A 21,739-nucleotide genomic window follows, 5' to 3' on the forward strand; every position below is an offset into this window, starting at 1 on the left:
GACCCTCACCATTATTATCTTATTTTAGTTTTTTCAATTGATCACCAATCATTTCACCTAGCTGAAAGCCCTTCGATTCTTCAGGAAGCTCATAATCCGATGTGTTGTATTTGGATTGAGGTTCTTCAAGTTCTTTAATGCTCAATGATAGACGTTGATCCGTTTCATTGACATCCAGGACCTTCACTTCAACAGACTGGCCTTCTTTAAGTATTTCTTGTGGTGTTGCAATATGCTTGTGCGAGATCTGTGAAATATGGACAAGACCTTCTACCCCTGGGAAAATCTCAACGAATGCACCAAAAGAAACAAGGCGTTTAACGATACCATCTTGTGTAGAGCCCTTTGCCGCTTTTTCTGCAATTCCTGACCATGGTCCCGGAAGAGTATCCTTTATGGAAAGTGAAATCCTTTCATTATCACGATCAATGGATAGAACTTTCACCTGCACATTATCCCCTTCGGAAACCACATCGGATGCCTTTTCGACATGCTGATGGGATAGCTGGGAAATGTGGACAAGACCATCTACGCCGCCAATATCCACGAATGCACCAAAATCGGTAATCCTTTGGACCACACCTTCAAGCACCTGCCCGCTTTCAATCTTATCCAAAACGTTTGCTTTTTGTTTTTCCTTTTGGTCTTGGACGACTGCCCGATGTGAGAGGATTAAGCGATTCTTGTCTTTCTCAAGCTCAACGATCTTGAATGTTAAGGTTTTGTTTTTGTAATCAGAAAAGTCTTCAACGAAATAGTCTTCTACTAGAGAAGCTGGAACAAAACCACGTACGCCTAGATCTACAACAAGCCCGCCTTTGACGACATCTTTAACTTCAGCCTCAAATACGTCTCCGTTTTCAAATTTCAATTCCAGGTCATCCCATGCTTTCAGAGCGTCAATCTTACGTTTAGATAGAATGAGAGCTTCTTCTTCTACTTTAATGATTTCCAGCTCCAATACATCACCTACCGAAACGGCATCTGACGCCTTTTCGACATGAAGGCTCGATAACTCACTGATAGGAATGATTCCATCTGTCTTGCTGTTTTCACAATCGACAATGACCTGTTTTTCTTCTACCTTTGAAACGGTACCTTTAACTTGATCCCCAACTTTGTAATTGTTCACTTCTACCTGGTTCATATCTTCTGTCATTACTAACTCCTCCTTAACCCATGACTGATCAGCAAACTTCCTCTTCATCGGCCACATATTTTATTTAAAGTGGTTCAATAAAAACACTTTCCTAATAAAGATAAAAACAGTTTTTTTTAGAGTAATAAGGTTATATTCCTTTTCATCCCCAATAAGGAACAATACCCTTATTTTATAAATTCTAACAAAATCAGAAAATTGTCAAGTATCAAGAACTATTTATGCTCGGAAATCAATTTTCCAATTTGTTCCATGATGATTTTAGTAGCTTCATCAGCTGATATTTTCCGTTCCCGATATTCGGTAAAATTTATAGGAGGTCCGTAAACCACCTTCAAAGGACGCAAAAGTTTATATGGGCCGATAATCGCACATGGTATGATCACGGCATCAGATCGCAGTGCGAAAAATCCGGCGCCAGCCAAACCTTCTCCCAATTCACCTGTCTTACTCCTGGTTCCCTCGGGAAACAGCCCAATAGCCTTGCCCTCTTTCAATAGCTTTAAACCTTTTCTAAGGGATTCCCGATCGCTATTGCCCCGCTTCACGGGAAAAGCATTCACTCTTGGTAATATACCCTTTAAAATAGGTGCTTGAAACAACTCTTCTTTCGCCATGAAATGGATGTCCCTTGGAGATGTCATGCCAACTACAGGCGGATCAAAATTATCAATGTGATTGGCACAAATCAATACTCCGCCCTCTTTAGGGATATGTTCCTTTCCAAGCGTCTTAACCCTATACGCTGGCATTAAAACGCCTTTTACGACGTTTTTGCCAAATGTGTAAAAATCCAATTTCATCTTTTCCTCTCTTCTATTAAAGACATGATACTTTCTGCCACTTCTTGAATCGATAATGAAGTCGTATCAATTTCGATGGCATCCACTGCCTTTTTCAGGGGCGATACCTCGCGTTCCGAGTCCAGCTTGTCCCTTGTTGCAATTTCTTCCCTTAACTTTTCGATATCGGATGGGAAACCTTTCAATATATTTTCCTGATGTCTCCGCTGTGCCCTTTCATCTACAGAGGCGACTAGAAAAACTTTTACTTCGGCGTTAGGAAGAACGTGCGTTCCGATATCTCTGCCATCCATGACCACTCCGCCATTTTCACCAAAGATTTGCTGCCTGCAAACCATTTCTTCCCGGATGCTCCGGTGCTTTGCCACCTCCGAAACAGAACCAGTCACTTCATTGTTTCTGATTTGGGCTGTCACGTCCACATTATCCACGAACACCAACTGCCCATTTTCACTTGGTCTTAATTCGATATCTGTATTGATGAGAACTTCGGATAGTGCTTGTTCATCATTCAGTCGAATCTGTTGGTTAATGGCCTTATAGGTAAGGGCCCTGTACATTGCACCTGTATCCACATATATGTAATTGAACTTTTCTGCAACAATTTTAGCAACCGTGCTTTTTCCAGCAGCAGCTGGCCCATCGATTGCAACTGATAATTTTTTTTCCATAAATCCTCCCAAGAATCCTACAATCATGCTGATTATTTAGTACCCTTATATTTTATCACATCTAGCGGGAAAATCATTAATAAAAGGGAAGTGTACGTTCAAAATCACCTAGTTCATCTCTCGATCATACATCCATCAATCATTTCCCTTTATCCAAAATCTTCATACAAAAAAAAGCGGATCACCGCTTTTACTTTGAGGTCCCATTGAATGTTTCAATGATTTTCGTATAATTATTGCTAGTGACACCTTCATACCTCGAAAGCTTGGTCAAATCAAAGATTTGATCCTCCCTGCTCAAAAGGAACTGGAAAAAAAATAAGCAGGCCAATTGGATGATTATCACTTTAATTAATAGTCTTTCAAATGTTTTCATAAGCCGCACCTTCCATACTGTTTATATTAGCAGTATGGATGGAATAGCTGTTTTTCATTCAATCATGTCAAACTTACAAGCCTTTTTTTCTTTAAATCGACCTGCTTTTCAAAAATGAATCTCATTAGTGTCTGTACTTCATTTTTAGTCAGTCCAAGAAATTGACGTACAGCAGCTTATCTCCAGGCTCTTTCTCCGTTACACGAATGACTTTACTTTTAAACGTAAATAATGGATCTCCCTGATTTTAGTGTAAGCGCCATCCACAGGTATAATTGCGAAACCGATTGTATATGAGCCCCTTTTTAAAGCCTTTAGAAGCTCTGCTACTGATATCCTCCATTGCGAAAGGGAGTACACCCGGAATGTTCTGGATATATGCCGTATCAAGGGTTACAACCATTCGCACGTATTTGAACTATCAGGAAACAACATAACATTACTAATGATTTTTCCCATATAATTCAAAAAACATATAATTTATTATGTCATGAAATAAAAAAGGGAAAGTGACTGGGCACATTTCCCTAAATGAATGAAACATCCTGACAGTTTAAATTAAATTCTCGTATACGGGTTCGGAGTTCTTTAATTTTTCCACCTTTTCTTCTTGACCAGTATCTGCATTAATGAAAATACGGTAGGTATCCTCTTTAATCGTGCCGAGAAATTCATAACAAAGTACTTCTTCACCAATATCATTGATGATTAACGCCTTTCCTTCTTCCATTATTTTCACATTCAAGTTGATTTTGTCCTTAGCTTCTTTCTCGGATATTTTCGGATTTCCTATTTCCCTGGTTTTATGTGATTTTAAATACTCGTCAGCTGAAAATCCTATAACGGATCCGTCATCCAATGCGATTTTGACCTTGACTGAATCAGGATAAATCTTGACTCCATTTTCAGATGATACGAAATTAAGTAAAGCGATATTATCGTACTGAGCACTTTCAAATAATTCAAGTGAACTGAAATCATGTTCCTTTAAAAAATCTATGGCTTTTGTATTGGCTTGATTCAAATCAATATTTGTTTTGTTCACGTCCCTATTATTGATATACCAAATAGGGTAACCGCCTTTTTTTGTTAAATCCATATTTAATTCGGTACCGGAGTCCTTATCGAGGATGCTCACACTATAAAATCCATAATCGGAACCTTTGCCGTTTTCTTCAACATTCACCTTCAAATTTTTGCTTTTTGAATGAGCATAGCTTTTTGCTGTCGCAATCGCTTCTTGTTTTGTAATGGTTGCACCTTGCAAATTTTTGAAGTTTTCATCCCTCTGTGGTGCAGTAGTAAACGTCGGATTCATCTCATTTGTTTCCCCATATCCAGAAACTTTTTTCTCTACAGTTTTTAATCCGTCAATGATCGTGTTATCTGAATTTTCTTTTCCAGATGCAAGAGCCATTTCGACATCCATCCATCTTAAATTGTTTTTAAGGACTAGATACTGGACTTTTCTTAACTCGTCCTGGATGTCCCCTGCCTGCGTGTACAAGGATTGCAAAGTCGAATATTCCTGATCATTCAATGGTTCTTTTTCAAGGTCACGTACAGCTGTTTTATAACTGAAGTCCGCAATTTTTGATAAAAATTCTTCTGTCTTATTAAAAGGAAGCAAGGTCAATGGCAATTGCCCTACATCACTTTGGGCTTCGGAAGTGATACGCCAAACATCTGTTAAAGCTGGACTTAATGAATATCTTGAATTCATCGCCAAAGTACCGCCGACCTTATCGTGCAATAAATCTACTTGGTAGCTTAAATCATGAAAGGCTCGCTGATACGTATTTTCCGCGTTAATTAATATAGCATTTTTTTCCTTATGTTCTTGATAGCCCCAGAATGCAGTTCCTGCAACAACTACAACAAGCAGGGCAATCACTATATTCCTGATCATTTTCCTTCACCTCTTTACTTACAAAAGATATGTTTTCCGATTCTTTTAATTTGTTGTCTTGACCAGATCCATTTACTTGTTGCCGTATCGGGATTAAAGTAATATTCTGCATTACTGCTTGGATCCCAACCATTGATGGCATCCACCACGGCTTCTTTTGCCCTTTCGTTTGGAGTCAGCCAAATCTGTCCATCCGCAACAGCCGTAAAGGCCCCAGGTTCAAAAATTACTCCTGAAACCGTATTCGGGAAAGCTGCACTTTCCACCCTATTCAGTATTACTGCTGCAACAGCAACCTGACCTGTATATGGCTCCCCTCGTGCCTCTCCATAAACGGCATTGGCCATCAGCTGTATATCGTTTTGAGAATATCCTCCCGGAAGATTGGCTGATGTCGCCGTTTTGGAAGGAGCATTTCCGGAAGCATTGCCTCCACCTGACTTGGATCCATTTGCATTTCTTTTCACTTTCACCTGTTTTTCAATGGGGACCCCCCCATAATAGGTGAACTCGTTCCCTTTATTGATCTGTTCGTGAACAAATTTTTTATTGAAGTTAGAGGCATTGGTCAACTTCTGTTTTGTTGTAGTTCCTGCTAAACCATCGATAGGAAGCCCGAAATCTTGTTGAAAGTTTCGAAGTGCCCAATAAGTTCCCCATCCATAGGCTCCATCAATCTTTCCATTATAGTAACCGATGTTTTGTAATCGTGCCTGCATTTCAATTACATCATCACCCACCGCACCTTTTTGAATGACTTGGCTCGAAAAGGCATTTGTTCTTGTTTCCGGGTAAATTCCGAAACAAATAGTTATACACGAAAACAGCAATAGCCATTTCCATTTTGACGAAATTCCTTTCATCAAAAACACTCCTCTTTTTCTTGAATTAATGTAATACTATTTTCTTCTTAACTGGCTTTTTTATTCCATACCATAAAAAAACGGAGCGGGCAAAATATGCCAGCACTCCGTTTTGGAAGTATTTATCATTTGCTAATAAAATGTTTTTGAGAAAGTTTTTCTGCGTGAAAGTCAGACAACAAACGTGCTTTTTTTACTTTTTTCATACCTAACCACCATAGGTAAATCATAAATGGCATAATGAAGTATACCCAAAATTTTTGGGAAACTAAAATATAGTCATAAACCCCATGTAAAGCAATTGGGATGACCAATGCCAATAATAAATAGAACCTATTATTCGAAGCTGAAAATTTCGCCTTGCCCAAATAATACCCCATGAGCACACCGAACAAAGCATGACTGGATACAGGGAGAACCGCCCTGAGAAAAGCATGTTCCACCCCGTTGGCCAGCAGGTATAAAATATTCTCCATCGTAGCGAATCCAAGGGAGACTGCAGCGCCGTACACGATCCCATCATATGGCTCATCGAATGCTACGTGCTGATAAATAACATAAATGAGAATGAACCACTTGAAGAATTCCTCAAGCAGTGCAGCCCATAAAAATGCATTAGCTAAGTCGGTATTCAAGATATGTTCCGTTTCGAGCACATACTGTATGAACATTATCGGCAAAACCAGAAAGACACCGAATAAAAATGTTTTGACCACAACCGATATAGGCTCGGTTTCATATTGATCTTTCAAATAGAAATAGCTAAGTAGCGCCAACCCTGGCGCAATAGCCGCTGACAACATGACCAGCATTAGCTGACCCTCTTTTCCTCTTCTTTTCCTTAATCGTACCACGGAATGAAGAAAAACTGAATCCAAGAATCAAGTCTTCCAGCATTTATTTACTTAAAGAAGGTTTCATCTACAGAGTTTTCGCTTGCCAGCACGACAGCTAACTTAATTCTAGCCTTTTTGCTGTCATAATCAGCACCTAATATCACGCCGCGCTGTTTTAAATCAAATGCGCTGCCTACATAATCATATGCCGGGTAAACTTTACCTTCTTCGGCACTTGTTGTCATGACGACCGTAATGCCATTATCGATTACATTTTGTATGGAAGTTACCATTTCAGGGGTACCTTGTCCCCTTCCTACACCCTCGAGCACGATGCCTTTTGCACCATTTGCAACCGCTGCATCAATAAAGATGCCATCAGCACCTGTGTGGCACTTGATGATATCCACTCTGGGAATGCAATTCTGAATCTCATAATACTCCCTATGTAAAGGTTTTTGATAAATGCTTACGACATCATTATCAATTATCCCCAAATATCCATATCCAAAGGATTCGAATCCCTGCAAATTGGAAGCATGGACTTTTTTAACATACTTTGCTGAATAGATCCGCTCATTAAAAACGACAACTACGCCAACATCCCTAAGCAAATCACTCGCAGCGCATAATATTGAATTCCTTAGATTGGAATATACATCGGTTCCCACGTCATGGGGAGACCGCTGGGAGCCGGTTAATACAATTGGACGTTGATCCTTATTCGTGACATCAAGGAAGTAAGCCGTTTCCTCTAGTGTGTCCGTACCGTGGGTCACAACGATTCCCGTAACTTCCGGATCTTCCAATTCCTTATGAATGGCTAATTTAAGCTGTTGCATTTTCTCAAAGGACATGGACATGCTAGAAATCTGGAAAACATCCACCACTTTAACCTCAATATCGTTGGGTAATTCGCAAAGTGATGCCAACTCCTGGCCAGTCAATGCACCTGAGGCCAACATACCATTAATGGTTTCTTTACTGGCAATAGTCCCGCCTGTCGTTATCAATGTTATTTTATCCATATTTCCCCATCTCCTTTTCATTCCATTCACTTTTCTTTAACAGCCAAATGATAGGCAATCAAACCACCATGGAACCTGCCATTTTCAATGAAGATTTCGTTCGCATTATTTCCTGCTGCCAGAACTCCTGCAATATAAAGGCCTTTAACGTTCGTTTCCATCGTTTCCTCGTTATATTCGGGCCTTCCAGTCTCCTTATCAATATTTATGCCCATTGAAGCTAAAAAGGTATGATCAGGATGGTAGCCAGTCATGGCAAACACAAAATCATTTTTAACAACTTTTTCCTCTTCACCTACATGATATATGACACTATCTTCAGTTATCTTATCAACATTCGCATTAAACTCCATCTTGATCGTTCCATTGCGGACTAATGATTCAAATTCCGGGAGAATCCATGGTTTGACTTTTGAAGAGTAATCCGATCCTCTATAAAGGACTGTAACTCTTGCGCCTGATTTGACCAATTCCAGTGCCGCATCCACACTTGAGTTTTTACCACCGATGACTGCAACATCACAATTAAAGTAGGGGTGGCCCTCCTTGAAGTAATGAAACACTTTAGGAAGCTGTTCGCCTGGAATGCACATATAGTTAGGATGATCATAATATCCGGTCGATACGATCACATGTAGAGCAGTATAGTCACCTTTTGATGTCTTGACCAAAAATTTCCCATCTTCACGTTTTTCCACTTTTTCTACTTTTTCAAATTTATTGATCCGCAATTCTTTCCTTCTGACCACTTCCCTATAATAGGCTAGCGCCTGATTACGGACCGGTTTACGATTTTCGATAATAAAAGCGGTATCACCAATCTCCAGTTTTTCACTTGAACTGAAAAATGTTTGGTGAGTTGGATACCGGTAAATGGAATCCACCACATTACCTTTTTCAATGATCAGGGACTGTATTCCCACTTCTTTAAGAGCGATAGCAGCAGCCAATCCACAAGGCCCCCCGCCTATGATAATGACTTCTTCAACATTCATCTATACTCCACTGCCTTTCCATTCACTATATAATTCGTTCGTCTAAAAATAAAAACTCCTATCAATACATGATAGGAGTTTTTACAAATCATTTCAATGATAAAGCAATGAACATGATTTTAATTATAATCAATACATGATCTGAATCTTTTAGATCCAACCACGGAAGCGTGAAGCTTCAGCCATTTTTCTTACACCGATCATATAAGCCGCAAGACGCATATCAACACGTCTGGATTGTGCAAGTTCATATATATTATTAAAAGATTTGACAAGGATTTTTTCCAGCTTTTCGTCCACTTCTTCTTCAGACCAGTAATATCCTTGATTATTTTGTACCCATTCGAAGTAGGAAACCGTTACTCCACCAGCAGAAGCAAGAACATCAGGAACAAGAAGGATTCCACGATCCGTTAGGATTTGTGTCGCCTCAATTGTTGTAGGTCCGTTTGCTGCCTCGACAACGATCGATGCTTTGATATCAGCAGCATTTTCTTCAGTGATTTGGTTTTCAATTGCAGCGGGAACTAAAATATCACATTCCAATTCAAGCAGTTCCTTATTTGAAATTGTGCTTTTAAACAATTTCGTTACGGTTCCGAAACTATCTCTCCGATCGAGAAGATAATCGATATCCAAGCCTTCAGGATCATGAAGAGCACCATATGCATCTGAAATCCCAATAACTTTAGCACCTGCATCATGCATGAATTTAGCTAAGAAACTACCAGCGTTACCAAAACCTTGGATGACGACACGTGCACCTTTAATATCAATGCCGCGTTTCTTGGCAGCTTCATTGATACAAATCGTTACACCCTTGGCAGTGGCTGATTCACGGCCATGAGAACCGCCAAGTACAAGCGGTTTACCCGTAATGAATCCTGGTGAGTTGAATTCATCCATACGGCTGTATTCATCCATCATCCAAGCCATGATCTGAGAATTTGTAAATACATCAGGTGCCGGGATATCTTTAGTCGGCCCAACGATTTGGCTAATTGCGCGAACATAGCCACGGCTTAGCCTTTCCAGTTCACGGAAGGACATATTACGAGGATCGCAAACGATACCGCCTTTACCCCCGCCATATGGTAAATCAACGATTCCGCATTTCAAACTCATCCAGATGGATAATGCTTTCACTTCACGTTCCGTTACATTTGGGTGAAAACGGATACCACCTTTTGTAGGCCCAACAGCATCGTTATGCTGTGCACGGTAACCAGTGAAAATTTTAACTGACCCATCATCCATGCGGATTGGCATCTTCACCGTTAATAAACGCAATGGTTCCTTCAAAAGCTCATAAACTTCTTCCGGGTAACCCAGCTTATCTAAAGCTTTATGTATTACTGTTTGGGTAGACCTCAGTACATCGTGTTTTTCCTCTTCATTTACATGGCTATTGCCTTTTGCCGATTCCATTAAAAGTACCTCCTAGAAAATCTCATCCATATATCAAATTATAATCTTCAAATAGTCCTCTTCATGTGCTAGTATACACCTTCGTTATATTTATGCAAGAGTTAAAATGGGAATTTAAAAGTTGGAAATATTCTAAAAATGAAAACGTTATCATATCAACTGTTTTCTTACCCTTTTACCATATATTTTCTTCGGCAGGAAAGGTGAGACAAGTAAGGCAACCCGCATTGTTTTTCCATTATGTGGCTGCCTTGTCTCTTTCGGTTTACATCTAACTAAAGTGTGAGATCAAAACATGTATCGCTTCATTTTCGATTATACATGTTCCATATTCATTGATGCGGCAGAGTGTCAGTGTTGATGCATGGCCATACTCAGCCGCTAAAGAGATGATCGTGTCATATGTCGCATCTTTAATATTTTCGATAAGTAAATAGTATCTTCCCTCATAATGATAAAGATTACTCTTTATCAAACCTTGAAAAGACAATCTTTGAGATAATTGGACGATATCTTCAAAATCATCGAAAACATACAGAATATGGGGATGGTCATCAATTTTCACCTGTAAATCCAAAAATTCCTCTTCGTCTGTCAATAACTCCTCTTCTTCCTTCGTTACAATGATTATTAACCCTTGAGCAGGCAGGGAAAAAATTTCGATTGCAATGGAACCACTCATTTTAAAGCTGAGTTCTTCGCACGCTTCTTCGACCATATCCTGAAATAACTTGTGGACCTTTAAGGAATTCCCTAAAATATCTTCTTTTGTTATACCTCTATCAATCAAATCATCAAGGGTCAAAAAAATCTTGATTTTATTATTAGTTAATCGCTCCAGCTTCATAAAAAAATGCCCCCTGGTTACCATCTTCATACATCATATGAAGCCTTGGTCTTAGAGTGCATATCCATTATTTCTCCAAAGCCTGCCGCTAACCTTTCAGCCATTCCTCCCATTCCGATTGTGTATCCCCCATTAAAACTCCGCTGAAGGAAGTACGGATTTCTTCGGATACAAGGCTCAGCGCCGCACCCCCAAGACCCACCTTCAAATCCGGAAAATCCTTTATTAAGGCTTCAACCAGCCTGAATGTTCCATCGAGATTCTCTTTCTGTGAACATGACATGAATAAGTATGAGGGCCTTATGATGTTTAAAACAGTAAAAAGATCCTTATCCACGATGGATTCTCCCAAATAAATAGTTTCATATCCTTTCCGTTTCAAAAAAACGGTAAAGACCAACAGTCCGAATTCATGTTTTTCACCAGGGGCACAAACGGTAAGGGCTTTCGGAAGAAAACCGTTAGTCGGAATCGTATGCATGACTGAACTGATCCTGGATTTTAGGATGTTCGAAGCAAAGTGTTCATGGGCGGAAGTAATTTCTCCCCTTTCCCACTTATCCCCTACCTGAACCAATATGGAACCGAGTATATCAACTATGGTATGTTCGAGTGTATACATACTGAATGCTTGGCTTATCAGCATGTGTGCTTTATTTTCATTGAAATTCAATAGGGCCTCGATTAATTGATCCGATAACTTAATCGTTTGTTCGTCCTTACGGGTCATTTCAGGAACTTCAGTCGCTAGAGTGCCAGTACTTTCAAGAAGTGAAACGGCCTGGCTGATTGTGAAACCTTGCTCTGTTTTATTGATGAGCCATTTTAGGATTTGCAAATGTTTTTCTGTATACAGCCGGTGCCCTGATTCATTCCTGACAGGTTCGATAAATTTATAGCGCCTTTCCCATGCCCTCAAGGTTCCCGGCTGAATGTCTAGCAGTTTTGAAACTGCCTTTATATTATATTTACCTTCTTGCATGGTTTTACAAGGCCTCCAATAACTGTACGTTCATTTGTTGAAATTATAGTTGATTATTTTAAGTCTGTAAAATCCAGATATGCTAGATTAAAAGCAGCTTAATAGGTCTTCTCCACCGCAACGCCCACCTCAGTGCTCGTCCCCCTTTTCAGGTTGAATAGATGCGTTTCCGGCTTAGCCTCAAGCCTTAAAGGGACTGTGCTTGTCCCATAACCATTACTTGTCATAAACAAACACTCCCCCTCCTTTTTAATGCTGCCTATCTTATAGGGCCCTAATCCGAATATGCGGATCTGTCCGCCATGGGTGTGACCGGACAGGACGAGACCTATCTGGTGTTCCGGAATCAATTGTTTCATTATCAAAGGGTTATGACTCACCAAAATCCGAAAAGCCTCATTCCCGCAATCCGACAGAGCAAGGTCAAGCCTATCTCGTTCCTCCGTTATATCATCAATGCCCAGAAGAGCGATTTTCCTGCCATTTTGAGACTCAAAAGAAACAGCTGTATTATCAAGCATTTTTACTCCATGCTTCAGAAGAGTTGCATCAAGCTCATGGAAATCCCCTTCATAATCATTATTTCCCCAAACAAAATAAAGGGGACCAAGTTCTTTTAATTTTAATATATTTTTTTCCACACGTTCTATGGGGACCCCTCTTTCCCTTATGTCCCCGCCTATGATTACCAAATCTGCCTTGTCACGGGCACCCTCAATTAATTTATCCGATATGATCCGTCGATGAAGATCGGATATGAAGAAAATCCGCATATCGCCAAACCCTTCAGGAAAGTCTTTGAAATATAAATCTTGAAAAATCAGCCTATCTTGCTTAGCCGTACGCCACATATAAATGATCGTGGCAACAATCAGTAAAATGATGACTAATAGTAATCCAGATACCAATAACATCCTTCGTTAAACCTTCTTTCCATCCTAATCCCAAGAGTTACCTTCATATAACCATAAAACAAAATTACTCGCAATCAAATATGATTTTTAATGTGATCATTCATTTATTTTCATGATATAAGTTAATATCATAATTTTTTTTCATCATTTCAAATACTTTATGTCGATTTTTCCATTCTTCCTCTTTTTCCCATAACTGCTTGCTTTTATTAATAATTTCGCAGCGAAGAAGCTGAAACTCCTTTTCTGCTTTATCAAGCTTTTTTTTAATTAATACCATATATCCATATAGTCCAATGGCGGCCGCCAAAAAAAGGAAATGGCTAAAATGGTCGACGAAAACACTAAACATACTAAAAAAGGAATAGGAATAAGGTACAACGATATAAAAATAAAGATAAACCAAAAAAAGGGCAGCAACAATCATGGTTGCCCACAAGCTTTGAAGATGCTTCTTTTTAAGAGCCTCGAACTTTTTTTTTCGACCCACAACATTCTGAAGCATTTGTTTTGTTGCTTGATCGGTTTTTTCATCCAATAAAATGATTGTCGATTCCATCGCATTTCCTCCTCTACTCTTACAAATCATGATATGAAGCTGTCCAGGAAAAAATGATAAAGTACCTTTCAAGTTTACATACTAAAAACAAGCCAAACATTTAACAAAAACACCCTGCCTCTAAAGACAGGGTGCCATCATTATTTCTTGATCGGTATTTTTAACACCTGACCCTTGGAGATTTCATTGCCATTCAGCCCATTCCACTCCCTGATAAGGGCAATGCCTTCCTGTGATTTGTAGTAGTTCATGGAAATGCGGAATAATGTTTCCTCACCTTGTACAGTATGTAAGAGAACCTTGTAATCATCTTTATTCGGTTTCGCGTCTTGAACGCGTTCGGCTGTCACTTTCTTTTCGGCTGCTTCCCTCTTTGCTTTTTCATCAGCTATTTGCTGTGCTTTTGCCTTTTCTTCTGCCACTTGCTGTGCTTTTGCCTTTTCTTCTGCTACTTGCTGTGCTTTTGCCTTTTCTTCTGCCTTTTTCTTTGCTTGCTCCTCTTTTGCGGCTTTCCGCTTTTCTTCTTCCTCTGCTTTAGCTTTAGCTTCAGCTTCTTCTTTTTCTTTTTCTTTTTTTTCTTTCTCCGCTTCAGCCTTTGCCGACGCTTTCTCTTTCTTTTCCTTTAAATCAGCTGCTGTTGCTGTAGTTGGAATCGTTTCTTTATCCTCGTCTCCCTTATTTTCATCAATGAAGACTTGGTCACTTTTTGTATCATGTACAGGTCTATCCTGAAGATATGTATAAAGGCTGTAAAATCCAATTGGAAGCAAAATAAAAAATAACGCTAATAATTGTATCATTGGAAACTTAATCTTCACTTTACTTTTTTTCTTTTTATTCTGGTGGACTTTACTGCGCTTGGGCAATGATGACTTAGCCTTCTGACGTTCAATTCGCGAACGAAGTTCACCAGCCTGGTCGTTTTCTTTTTCATTCTTTTGGACTCGGCTCATTCAAGTCACCCCCTTTCTTGCTCAACCCTCTTTGCTTTTTGCTCCTGATTAGAACACCAAGGATAAAGTCAATCAAAAAGTGGGCCGTAATCGTCACGATGATATTATTAGTCATTTCAAATAGAAAACCGATAAAGAAGCTCAAAACCAAAACATTTAAAAATAAAAACCAATTAAAAAGGTAACGATAATGAACGGCTGCAAAAATCAGGCTCGTCCATAGCAATCCCAAATGTGTTTGCAACACTCCACGAAATAATAATTCTTCGCTTATCGCTACCACTAAAGCAACGACAAAAATCATCTGGTATGACAAGTTACTGAAAATGCGTTCGTTAATACCACCATCATCCTGATAGGAAGATGGTGTCACTCTCATCAATAAAATGTCAAATAACAAGACAATGACTCCAGCGGGAATTCCAATCAGCAAAATATTTAGGTCATCAAAGATAAATAAGTCGAAAAAAGCAGAACGGTCCTCAAATAAAATAATACCTAAAAAAACGGCTAACGTTAAGAGAATAATTTGTGTAAGAAACAAATTATATAGCAACTGCTTGTCTGTTAGTTGTTTAATTAATTCAGCTTGCTTATTTTTCATTCCCATTTTCCTTCTTTAATAAGATTAAAGCCAATTCATTTTTCCACGTGGAAAAGGGATTAACTGGATCAACCTTAACTTCCGGCCATACATCAGCCATTTTTTCGGCATCCATCCCACAGATATCACAGCAAATGGGGTTCACTACTCGCTGCTTTTCTTCAAAGTAGTGCAGTATCCCTATACGGCGACATTCACGTGCATATAACCAATGAAGGAATTTATGCAGCTTTTCTTGATTACCGGATTTCCTCTTTTGGCAATACTCTTTCATTTCTGACATTTGGTCTAAAGGATTTTTAGTTCCATTAATGAGCTGGGTAAAAAAACGAAGTTGGATATCGTTCAAAGAAAAAGATTGAGACAGCTGTTCTTTTTCTGATAGGGTGAAATTCGCCAAACCCTTTTGTGAAGCATTAAGGAAAGAACAAACACCATCGATTTGCATATCCGTAGGTAACTGTTGTTCCATCAAACGCAAGGGAAGCCCTTCATCCCCTTCGCAATATAATAAGACAGCGACACTTTGTTTCCGATCTCGTCCCGCCCTGCCTATCTCCTGAAGATATGCTTCCATCGTGGATGGCATATGAAAATGGATAACGTATCTGACATCCGATTTATTTACACCCATGCCAAAAGCACTTGTTGCACATATAATTTTCAACTGACCAGAAATGAATTGCTGCTGAATGAGCATCCTTTGTTCCTGTTCCATGCCACCGTGATAATAATTGACACTGTCAATCCCGTTTTCCTGTAAAAACCCAGTGACCGATTCCGCAACCTTTTTAGATGAAAAATAAATAATACCGCTCCCTGTAAATTTCCTGACAAGCTCCAGTACACGGGATAGCTTTTCATCGTAACTGATCAGGCGCTCGACAATTATTGCAATATTTTCCCGATCAACAGATGAGACGATTTCTTCCGCTTGACCAATTTCGAGTTTACTTACGATGTCCCTTCGGACTTCAGTGGTTGCAGTTGCTGTCAGGGCAAGCGTCAACGGATTTTTCAACTCACGCCTCACTTCTCCTAAATTCAAATAATCCGGACGGAAATCGTAACCCCATTGTGAGATACAGTGTGCTTCATCTATGACGAACAAACCGATTTCTATCGATTTCAAGGATTTTAGTACACTCTCAAGACTTAGCATTTCAGGAGATAAAAAGATAAAACGATAACTATGTAATCGATCGAGAGCTTTCCTTTTTTGATTTAGCGTCAAAAAAGAATTGAGGGTCAATACGCTTTTTTCGCCACTCATCTTCAGTTGATCTGCCTGATCCTGCATTAATGATAATAATGGGGAGACAATTAGGACAGTCTTATTTAAAAGGTAAGCCGGCAGCTGATAACACAATGATTTACCGGATCCGGTGGGTAGCATCGCTAATGTATGACGTCCGGACATCAATGATTCGATCACTTCTTTTTGTCCAGGACGAAATTCATCAAATCCAAATTTTTCTTTTAGGACACGTTCTATATTCATCATCCATCACCTATTTTCGCAAGTACAAGCCTGATTTGGAAAAAGCTTATCTGTTTATTATCGACCATCTGCTTGATAGCCTTAAGCTTTTTCGTACCAAGTTCATTAATAGCGGCTGCAATTTCCCTCTCATCGTCGAGAGACACATAATCGGCAATCGGAAAACTTTTATCCGATAGAACAATTTCGACTAGGTGATCCTCAATGGTGTTGACTTTCAATCGGCGGACCTCAGCTATTTCCCCAAGGTTTTTCCCTTCTTGGATGTATCGTAAAGTAGTTTGTGTAGATTGTGTCAAATGAGGATTTTCACCCCTTTGCCAATCATAGATCAACGTTGACAAAAGGGGGTAACCCGTTCCCGTTTCCATTTCAGAAAGCATTTGATGCAACGAGTCAAGGAAAGTAAAGCGGATAAACTCTTCTTCTAGATCTTTCCTTTTTGCAATCTGTTCAAACGTAAGCCCAATCCTGTTTGTCCCAGTTAATTTCATAATGAAAACATCTCGTTTCAAATCACTTTGACTTTCTAAAAGGGATATCAGTTCTTCATATAGATGTTGCGCAATCAACTCTCGGTCCTGACGATTGGCATGTAAAAATTCCTTTACGAAAAATTGGATTTTGGGATTTCTTTGTATCGGATAAAAACGCCTTTCATTGTGGACAATATGGGATATGGTTTGAATGAGTAAGTTTAACCTTCCCCAGAAAACCGGGGTGATATTGTGATACTTCCAACCATTTATAAAATTCGGAAAAGGATTATCATTGAAGTAATCGACTAACATCCCCTCACCTTGCATACTAATTTCAAATGCATCTGATTTATCCGTTAAATTTATGTATTCATGGTCAAGGAACTGTTCAATGTTTTGATTTAACTGCTGACGGGTAAATCGTGGTATTGTCCCAAATATATTCGTCAACCCGAATAAATGGGCATCCTGGATTGTTTGTGACGACTTCTTCCCCTGAAGCATATGGTATATAGCATAAATGGAACGTTCACCTTGAAATTTTTTTATCGCATATAGAATGATTGCCTGTAGATAATTTTTCATGGGACTCACATCCTTGTTTCATTTATCCAATAAACCTATTGTAACAAAAAACTGCAAAAATCGCCGTTATTATTGATGAATACAAGGAAAATTATGTGACTAAATGACGCATCATGGAAAGGGCCATGTTAATTATTCGATGATTTTCGTTGACATCCTGCTACATGATAGTTATTATCAATACAATTTCTATTGAAAAGTTTGGCATTCGGTCTTACAATAAGAAAGAGATAATAATCTGAAATAAAAAGATTATCAGTTGTCTATCAACTTAGGAGGGGTTATATTCATGGCTAAATTTACTATTGTGGATAAAGAAACATGCATCGCTTGTGGCGCTTGCGGAGCAGCAGCACCAGATATATATGATTATGATGACGAAGGGATTGCATTTGTTACCCTTGACGATAACGAGGGAATCGTTGAAATTCCAGATGTACTTATAGATGACATGATGGATGCATTTGAAGGATGTCCAACGGATTCTATTAAAGTTGCTGATGAGGCATTTGACGGGGATGCACTAAAATTCGAATAAAGATACAAGCCATTTTCAATCGAGAATGGCTTTTTTTTTTGGTCAATTTCATTGCATCTTCCCCTGCCAAATTAAACGGACATAAAAAACAACCGAATTTGGATATCGGTTGTTTTTATGTTTCTATCGTAAATGCCATTAAGCATTTTTATATAATGTTTGCTTATTGATCCATGCCTGTAATTTAATGAACAACAACATGAATACAGATGTTATAAGCACGCCTTTAATTACATTGAAAGGCAAGATTGCCGTCGTGATTAGCTTTCTTGATTCGGGTGCCGACATTGCATCCCATCCCATAAAGAAGGTATAAGCCGGTAAAAAGACATAATAGTTTAAAACACTCATAAATACTGCCATGGAAACTGTTCCCGCAAGTAAAGCGAACGTCATCCCTTTTTTTGAATTGATTTTCTGAAATACATAATAAGTTGGCAAGACAAACAGTATTCCAGCTATAAAGTTAGCAATATGCCCCACAGGTACAGCTGTCAAGGTCCCTGTCATGACTAAATCCAATAGGTTTTTAAGGAATTCAACTAGAATTCCTGCCATAGGACCAAAAATCAATGCCGCCATCAATGCTGGTATGTCGCTAAAATCAACATTCAGAAAAGGTGGAAATCCTGGAAACGGAAAATTCAAAAGCATCAATAAATAAGAAATGCTTCCCATCATTGCCAGTGTGACCGTTTTTTTCACTTTATTCTTTTTCATAGTTCTCTCTCCTTCTTTTCCGATCTACCTGAAAAGAGGTTAGTGTTCCTTAATGATGTCGATGCTCAATAAAAAAACCTTTAATTCCAATAGAATTAAAGGGATAAATTAAAGGTTACATCAAACAAACGTATCAGCAAATGACTGTTGAAACGCACTCAGGAACCTCCATCTTCTCCCATCCAGACTATACTGTCGGCTTTGGAATCACACCAAATCCTGCCCCGTAAGGCTCGCGGGCTTAGAAGGAGAACTTCCTTCATCACCGCCGGTGGGGAATTGCACCCCGCCCCGAAGATAGACCTATAAAATTTTTAGTTTCCTTTCGTTTCCGAAAGGTGCGTTAAGTAGCTTTGTATCAGCAGTTTATTCATATAGGCGATTTAATGTGTTTCCACTAATCCCCTTTGAAAACCCGCTTTTCCAACCAAGTTTCCTACCAAAAACCTACCGTTTCTCCACCACTTAATTTATTTGATTTTATCATGCAAATTTAAAAAAGCAAGAAATAAATTTCCGCCTTTAACCTTTTTATCATTTGCTCCAAACCAATTAAAAAAGACATGCTTGGGTATTTTATTATTCCTACCGACCTATAGTACTCTATAACGAGCATTGGCTAATAACTCATATGTTTGTCTTCTTCCTATCTTAAGCATTTCTTGAATCTCTTTTGGTTCAAGCACCTCGGGATATTCGTTTCTGTTTATAAGCCCCATTTTAAAATCTCCTTATTTTAAATACAGCTAGTTTTTAATAATTCGATTCCTCCTTATGTATTTTTTTCTTTGATCAGAGGCCTTTTCTTTTAGGCAAACGGCTGACAACGCGTTTTAATCGCTCCAGTTTTTTCTGTTTATCCTGTTGATCCGCATTATAAATCGCTATACTTCCTGTCTGGCCGCCAATTTGATTAGTGGGACCAAAGATCTTACATTTCTCTTACGTAATGCCATGAGTTCACCTTGCCGGATTCGAAGCCAATATGAAGATCATCTTGTTACGGTACTCAAATCCGCTAAGACTTACTTACTTTATCTTTGGTCCAGTAATCCACTTTGGGCTTACCAGTGGTTTTGAGCATCTGTTACATACAGTTAGGATGAATATCTATCGTCATGGTGAATGTCCATTTATAGATTAAAAGGTTTAAAACAATAATTGGATATACAAAATGATAATTCGGAATAATGTAAATAATTTTTCTTTTTTAGCAATCGATGAGGAAGCCAATATTATGGCGGCCTTCCATACACGATCAGGATGATAATTATTGTTTTAAGCGCTTACATCCATTTAAGTCAAATTGACATAATTACCATTTCAATTGTAAAATTAACTGAAATTTAAGATAATTATTCTCCCCTAGGAAGGTGTTTAGCATGTATCGGATTTTAGTGGCAGATGCCATCAAACCAGAAGGACTCGGACCGCTATCAGAGGCATCCCATATTCTTCTTATTCAGAAGACAGTAGAAGAAGCGGCAAATGAACTTGATCGAATTGATGCAATACTTGTAAGAAGTGCAACGAAGGTAACGGAAGATTTAATGAACCGTATGCCGCAGTTGAAAATCATAGCACGCGCTGGTGTCGGCGTCGATAACATAGACATCCCCGCAGCGACAAAACGCGGAATTGTCGTGGTTAATGCACCCGACGGAAATACCATTTCAACAGCAGAACATACATTTGCGATGATGGCCTCCATGATGCGACATATTCCGCAAGCTTATGCTTCATTAAAGAATGGGGAGTGGAAACGTTCTTCATATACAGGAACGGAACTTCGCGGCAAAACATTGGGTATAGTCGGCTTTGGACGTATCGGAGGGGAAATTGCCAAACGTGCTAAAGTATTTGGTATGGATGTCATTGTCTACGATCCGTTCCTTACTGCCGATCGTGCAAAGAAAATGTCCGTTACATCCCTGCCCTTAGATGAATTGCTTCCTAAAGCAGACATCATTACTGTGCATACTCCCCTAACGAATGAAACTAGAGGATTGATCAATAAAGAAAAACTGCTTACCTGTAAAAAAGGCATATATGTACTGAACTGCGCCCGTGGCGGTATTCTGGATGAAGATGACTTATATGAAGCGATAGTTGAAGGACATGTTGCCGGAGCGGCACTGGACGTTTTCGTCGAAGAACCTCCACTTGGCCATAAACTGCTTGAACTGGATAGCGTCATAGCTACACCTCATCTAGGTGCATCTACGAAAGAGGCCCAATTAAATGTGGCCGTACAGGTTGCCCAAGAAGTATTGACCTATTTCGAAGGAAATCCAGTCTCAAGTTCCATCAACCTTCCAGCCATTTCTAAAGAAGTCTTTGAAAAGGTACAACCATTCTATCAACTTGTTCAGCAAATGGGATCCATTGCTTCTCAGTGCATGAAAGAAGGAATTCAGGAAATCTCCGTTACGTATGCTGGAGAATCATTGGACTTCGATACAGCGATTCTGACAAAAAGTCTGATCTCAGGTTTCTTCAAATCAAGAGTTGATGCAGCCGTCAATGAAGTGAATGCCCTGCTGATCGCAAAAGAGCGTGGCATCACAGTTGGTGAAAAAATCTCTACGGACTCTTTAGGGTACTCTAACTTGATCAGCCTTAAAGTAAAAGGTGACAACCGTGAATTAACAATCAGTGGAACTTATATCGAAAATTACGGTTCTCGAATTGTTAGTTTGAATGATTTCAAAATCGACTTTCATCCGGAATCGAATTTACTTTATATCCAGCATACCGATAAACCTGGTGTTATTGGTAACGTAGGTAAGATCCTTGGTGACCACGGAGTGAATATCGCCACAATGCAGGTAGGTCGTAAAAAAGCTGGCGGGGAAGCCATCATGGTTCTGAGCTTTGATGAACCCTTAGAGGACAACATGAAACAATTTTTAATGGAAATAGATGATATTACGTTCATGGCCCGTATTTCATTATAAGAAGAAAAAAAGTGCCCGTCATGCGCGGGCAC

At 39.2% G+C, this 21,739-nt stretch carries 21 protein-coding genes and 1 riboswitch; of the genes, 2 read left to right on the plus strand and 19 right to left on the minus strand.

Translation table 11 applies throughout. The features are described from left to right. Positions 1–19 precede the first annotated feature (19 nt). The 18 genes from rpsA to N9I19_RS06975 form a co-directional block, all read right to left on the minus strand. Positions 20–1,159: a 30S ribosomal protein S1 gene (rpsA, locus tag N9I19_RS06890; protein WP_061463893.1), complete on the minus strand. Its 1,140-nt coding sequence runs from the start codon at positions 1,157–1,159 to the stop codon at positions 20–22. A 215-nt stretch (positions 1,160–1,374) separates the two neighbouring features. Further along, positions 1,375–1,956, minus strand: coding sequence for a lysophospholipid acyltransferase family protein (locus N9I19_RS06895; protein ID WP_061466133.1), 582 nt, complete (start codon positions 1,954–1,956; stop codon positions 1,375–1,377). 2 nt (positions 1,957–1,958) lie between these two features. Further along, on the minus strand, positions 1,959–2,633 hold the full coding sequence (gene cmk / locus N9I19_RS06900; RefSeq protein ID WP_061463894.1) for a (d)CMP kinase: 675 nt from the start codon (positions 2,631–2,633) through the stop codon (positions 1,959–1,961). 190 nt (positions 2,634–2,823) lie between these two features. Continuing rightward, positions 2,824–3,009, minus strand: coding sequence for a YpfB family protein (locus N9I19_RS06905; protein ID WP_061463895.1), 186 nt, complete (start codon positions 3,007–3,009; stop codon positions 2,824–2,826). Positions 3,010–3,562: 553 nt separating this feature from the next. After that, positions 3,563–4,918: a germination protein YpeB gene (gene ypeB / locus N9I19_RS06910; RefSeq protein WP_289320116.1), complete on the minus strand. Its 1,356-nt coding sequence runs from the start codon at positions 4,916–4,918 to the stop codon at positions 3,563–3,565. Between the two features lie 14 nt (positions 4,919–4,932). After that, positions 4,933–5,781: a spore cortex-lytic enzyme gene (sleB, locus tag N9I19_RS06915; RefSeq protein WP_089364792.1), complete on the minus strand. Its 849-nt coding sequence runs from the start codon at positions 5,779–5,781 to the stop codon at positions 4,933–4,935. A gap of 125 nt (positions 5,782–5,906) precedes the next feature. Further along, entirely contained in the window at positions 5,907–6,593 is a 687-nt protein-coding gene (prsW, locus tag N9I19_RS06920; protein ID WP_089364793.1) for a glutamic-type intramembrane protease PrsW, read from the minus strand. An 89-nt stretch (positions 6,594–6,682) separates the two neighbouring features. After that, the gene (locus tag N9I19_RS06925; RefSeq protein WP_061463899.1) at positions 6,683–7,645 is read right to left on the minus strand and encodes an asparaginase; all 963 of its coding nucleotides are present in this window, start codon (positions 7,643–7,645) and stop codon (positions 6,683–6,685) included. Positions 7,646–7,671: 26 nt separating this feature from the next. Beyond that, positions 7,672–8,640, minus strand: coding sequence for a YpdA family putative bacillithiol disulfide reductase (locus tag N9I19_RS06930; protein WP_061463900.1), 969 nt, complete (start codon positions 8,638–8,640; stop codon positions 7,672–7,674). Positions 8,641–8,790: 150 nt separating this feature from the next. Next, a complete protein-coding gene (locus N9I19_RS06935) occupies positions 8,791–10,068 on the minus strand; it encodes a Glu/Leu/Phe/Val family dehydrogenase (protein ID WP_317777334.1) in 1,278 nt (425 codons plus the stop codon). Positions 10,069–10,339: 271 nt separating this feature from the next. Further along, the gene (locus N9I19_RS06940) at positions 10,340–10,915 is read right to left on the minus strand and encodes a genetic competence negative regulator (protein WP_061463902.1); all 576 of its coding nucleotides are present in this window, start codon (positions 10,913–10,915) and stop codon (positions 10,340–10,342) included. 88 nt (positions 10,916–11,003) lie between these two features. Further along, positions 11,004–11,897, minus strand: coding sequence for a MerR family transcriptional regulator (locus tag N9I19_RS06945; protein WP_317777335.1), 894 nt, complete (start codon positions 11,895–11,897; stop codon positions 11,004–11,006). Positions 11,898–11,995: 98 nt separating this feature from the next. Beyond that, entirely contained in the window at positions 11,996–12,811 is an 816-nt protein-coding gene (locus N9I19_RS06950; RefSeq protein ID WP_317777336.1) for a metallophosphoesterase, read from the minus strand. 100 nt (positions 12,812–12,911) lie between these two features. Further along, positions 12,912–13,370, minus strand: coding sequence for a YpbF family protein (locus tag N9I19_RS06955; protein ID WP_061463905.1), 459 nt, complete (start codon positions 13,368–13,370; stop codon positions 12,912–12,914). A 140-nt stretch (positions 13,371–13,510) separates the two neighbouring features. Beyond that, positions 13,511–14,323 (minus strand): LysM peptidoglycan-binding domain-containing protein, encoded by an 813-nt coding sequence (locus N9I19_RS06960; RefSeq protein WP_317777337.1) that lies wholly within the window; start codon positions 14,321–14,323, stop codon positions 13,511–13,513. Continuing rightward, positions 14,301–14,927: a CPBP family intramembrane glutamic endopeptidase gene (locus tag N9I19_RS06965; RefSeq protein ID WP_317777338.1), complete on the minus strand. Its 627-nt coding sequence runs from the start codon at positions 14,925–14,927 to the stop codon at positions 14,301–14,303. The genes N9I19_RS06960 and N9I19_RS06965 overlap by 23 nt, the downstream gene beginning before the upstream one ends. After that, complete coding sequence (locus N9I19_RS06970) at positions 14,917–16,428, minus strand: RecQ family ATP-dependent DNA helicase (RefSeq protein ID WP_317777339.1); 1,512 nt, start codon at positions 16,426–16,428, stop codon at positions 14,917–14,919. Before N9I19_RS06970 ends, N9I19_RS06965 begins: the two co-directional genes overlap by 11 nt. Next, positions 16,428–17,492, minus strand: coding sequence for a YpbB family protein (locus N9I19_RS06975; protein WP_317777340.1), 1,065 nt, complete (start codon positions 17,490–17,492; stop codon positions 16,428–16,430). Before N9I19_RS06975 ends, N9I19_RS06970 begins: the two co-directional genes overlap by 1 nt. 289 nt (positions 17,493–17,781) lie before the next feature. Between N9I19_RS06975 and N9I19_RS06980 the strand changes: the two genes are divergently transcribed. Then, complete coding sequence (locus N9I19_RS06980) at positions 17,782–18,030, plus strand: ferredoxin (RefSeq protein WP_034308087.1); 249 nt, start codon at positions 17,782–17,784, stop codon at positions 18,028–18,030. Between the two features lie 138 nt (positions 18,031–18,168). On the opposite strand, the gene N9I19_RS06985 is transcribed toward N9I19_RS06980, so the two are convergent. Beyond that, positions 18,169–18,750, minus strand: coding sequence for an ECF transporter S component (locus N9I19_RS06985; RefSeq protein WP_061463910.1), 582 nt, complete (start codon positions 18,748–18,750; stop codon positions 18,169–18,171). A 166-nt stretch (positions 18,751–18,916) separates the two neighbouring features. Then, a riboswitch (FMN riboswitch) is annotated at positions 18,917–19,053 on the minus strand. 1,079 nt (positions 19,054–20,132) lie between these two features. Here N9I19_RS06985 and serA point away from each other — a divergent pair. Then, complete coding sequence (gene serA / locus N9I19_RS06990; protein WP_061463911.1) at positions 20,133–21,707, plus strand: phosphoglycerate dehydrogenase; 1,575 nt, start codon at positions 20,133–20,135, stop codon at positions 21,705–21,707. Positions 21,708–21,739 lie beyond the last annotated feature (32 nt).

It is taken from the genome of Peribacillus sp. CSMR9 (assembly GCF_033141925.1).
GTDB lineage: Bacteria > Bacillota > Bacilli > Bacillales > DSM-1321 > Peribacillus > Peribacillus simplex_A.

Bases quoted from the DNA above. Each gene is read 5' to 3' on its own strand.
- rpsA (WP_061463893.1), bottom strand. From the start codon at position 1,159: ATGACAGAAGATATGAACCAGGTAGAAGTGAACAATTACAAAGTTGGG.
- cmk (WP_061463894.1), bottom strand. From the start codon at position 2,633: ATGGAAAAAAAATTATCAGTTGCAATCGATGGGCCAGCTGCTGCTGGA.
- N9I19_RS06905 (WP_061463895.1), bottom strand. From the start codon at position 3,009: ATGAAAACATTTGAAAGACTATTAATTAAAGTGATAATCATCCAATTG.
- ypeB (WP_289320116.1), bottom strand. From the start codon at position 4,918: ATGATCAGGAATATAGTGATTGCCCTGCTTGTTGTAGTTGTTGCAGGA.
- sleB (WP_089364792.1), bottom strand. From the start codon at position 5,781: ATGAAAGGAATTTCGTCAAAATGGAAATGGCTATTGCTGTTTTCGTGT.
- prsW (WP_089364793.1), bottom strand. From the start codon at position 6,593: ATGCTGGTCATGTTGTCAGCGGCTATTGCGCCAGGGTTGGCGCTACTT.
- N9I19_RS06925 (WP_061463899.1), bottom strand. From the start codon at position 7,645: ATGGATAAAATAACATTGATAACGACAGGCGGGACTATTGCCAGTAAA.
- N9I19_RS06930 (WP_061463900.1), bottom strand. From the start codon at position 8,640: ATGAATGTTGAAGAAGTCATTATCATAGGCGGGGGGCCTTGTGGATTG.
- N9I19_RS06935 (WP_317777334.1), bottom strand. From the start codon at position 10,068: ATGGAATCGGCAAAAGGCAATAGCCATGTAAATGAAGAGGAAAAACAC.
- N9I19_RS06940 (WP_061463902.1), bottom strand. From the start codon at position 10,915: ATGAAGCTGGAGCGATTAACTAATAATAAAATCAAGATTTTTTTGACC.
- N9I19_RS06945 (WP_317777335.1), bottom strand. From the start codon at position 11,897: ATGCAAGAAGGTAAATATAATATAAAGGCAGTTTCAAAACTGCTAGAC.
- N9I19_RS06950 (WP_317777336.1), bottom strand. From the start codon at position 12,811: ATGTTATTGGTATCTGGATTACTATTAGTCATCATTTTACTGATTGTT.
- N9I19_RS06955 (WP_061463905.1), bottom strand. From the start codon at position 13,370: ATGGAATCGACAATCATTTTATTGGATGAAAAAACCGATCAAGCAACA.
- N9I19_RS06960 (WP_317777337.1), bottom strand. From the start codon at position 14,323: ATGAGCCGAGTCCAAAAGAATGAAAAAGAAAACGACCAGGCTGGTGAA.
- N9I19_RS06965 (WP_317777338.1), bottom strand. From the start codon at position 14,927: ATGAAAAATAAGCAAGCTGAATTAATTAAACAACTAACAGACAAGCAG.
- N9I19_RS06970 (WP_317777339.1), bottom strand. From the start codon at position 16,428: ATGAATATAGAACGTGTCCTAAAAGAAAAATTTGGATTTGATGAATTT.
- N9I19_RS06975 (WP_317777340.1), bottom strand. From the start codon at position 17,492: ATGAAAAATTATCTACAGGCAATCATTCTATATGCGATAAAAAAATTT.
- N9I19_RS06980 (WP_034308087.1), top strand. From the start codon at position 17,782: ATGGCTAAATTTACTATTGTGGATAAAGAAACATGCATCGCTTGTGGC.
- N9I19_RS06985 (WP_061463910.1), bottom strand. From the start codon at position 18,750: ATGAAAAAGAATAAAGTGAAAAAAACGGTCACACTGGCAATGATGGGA.
- serA (WP_061463911.1), top strand. From the start codon at position 20,133: ATGTATCGGATTTTAGTGGCAGATGCCATCAAACCAGAAGGACTCGGA.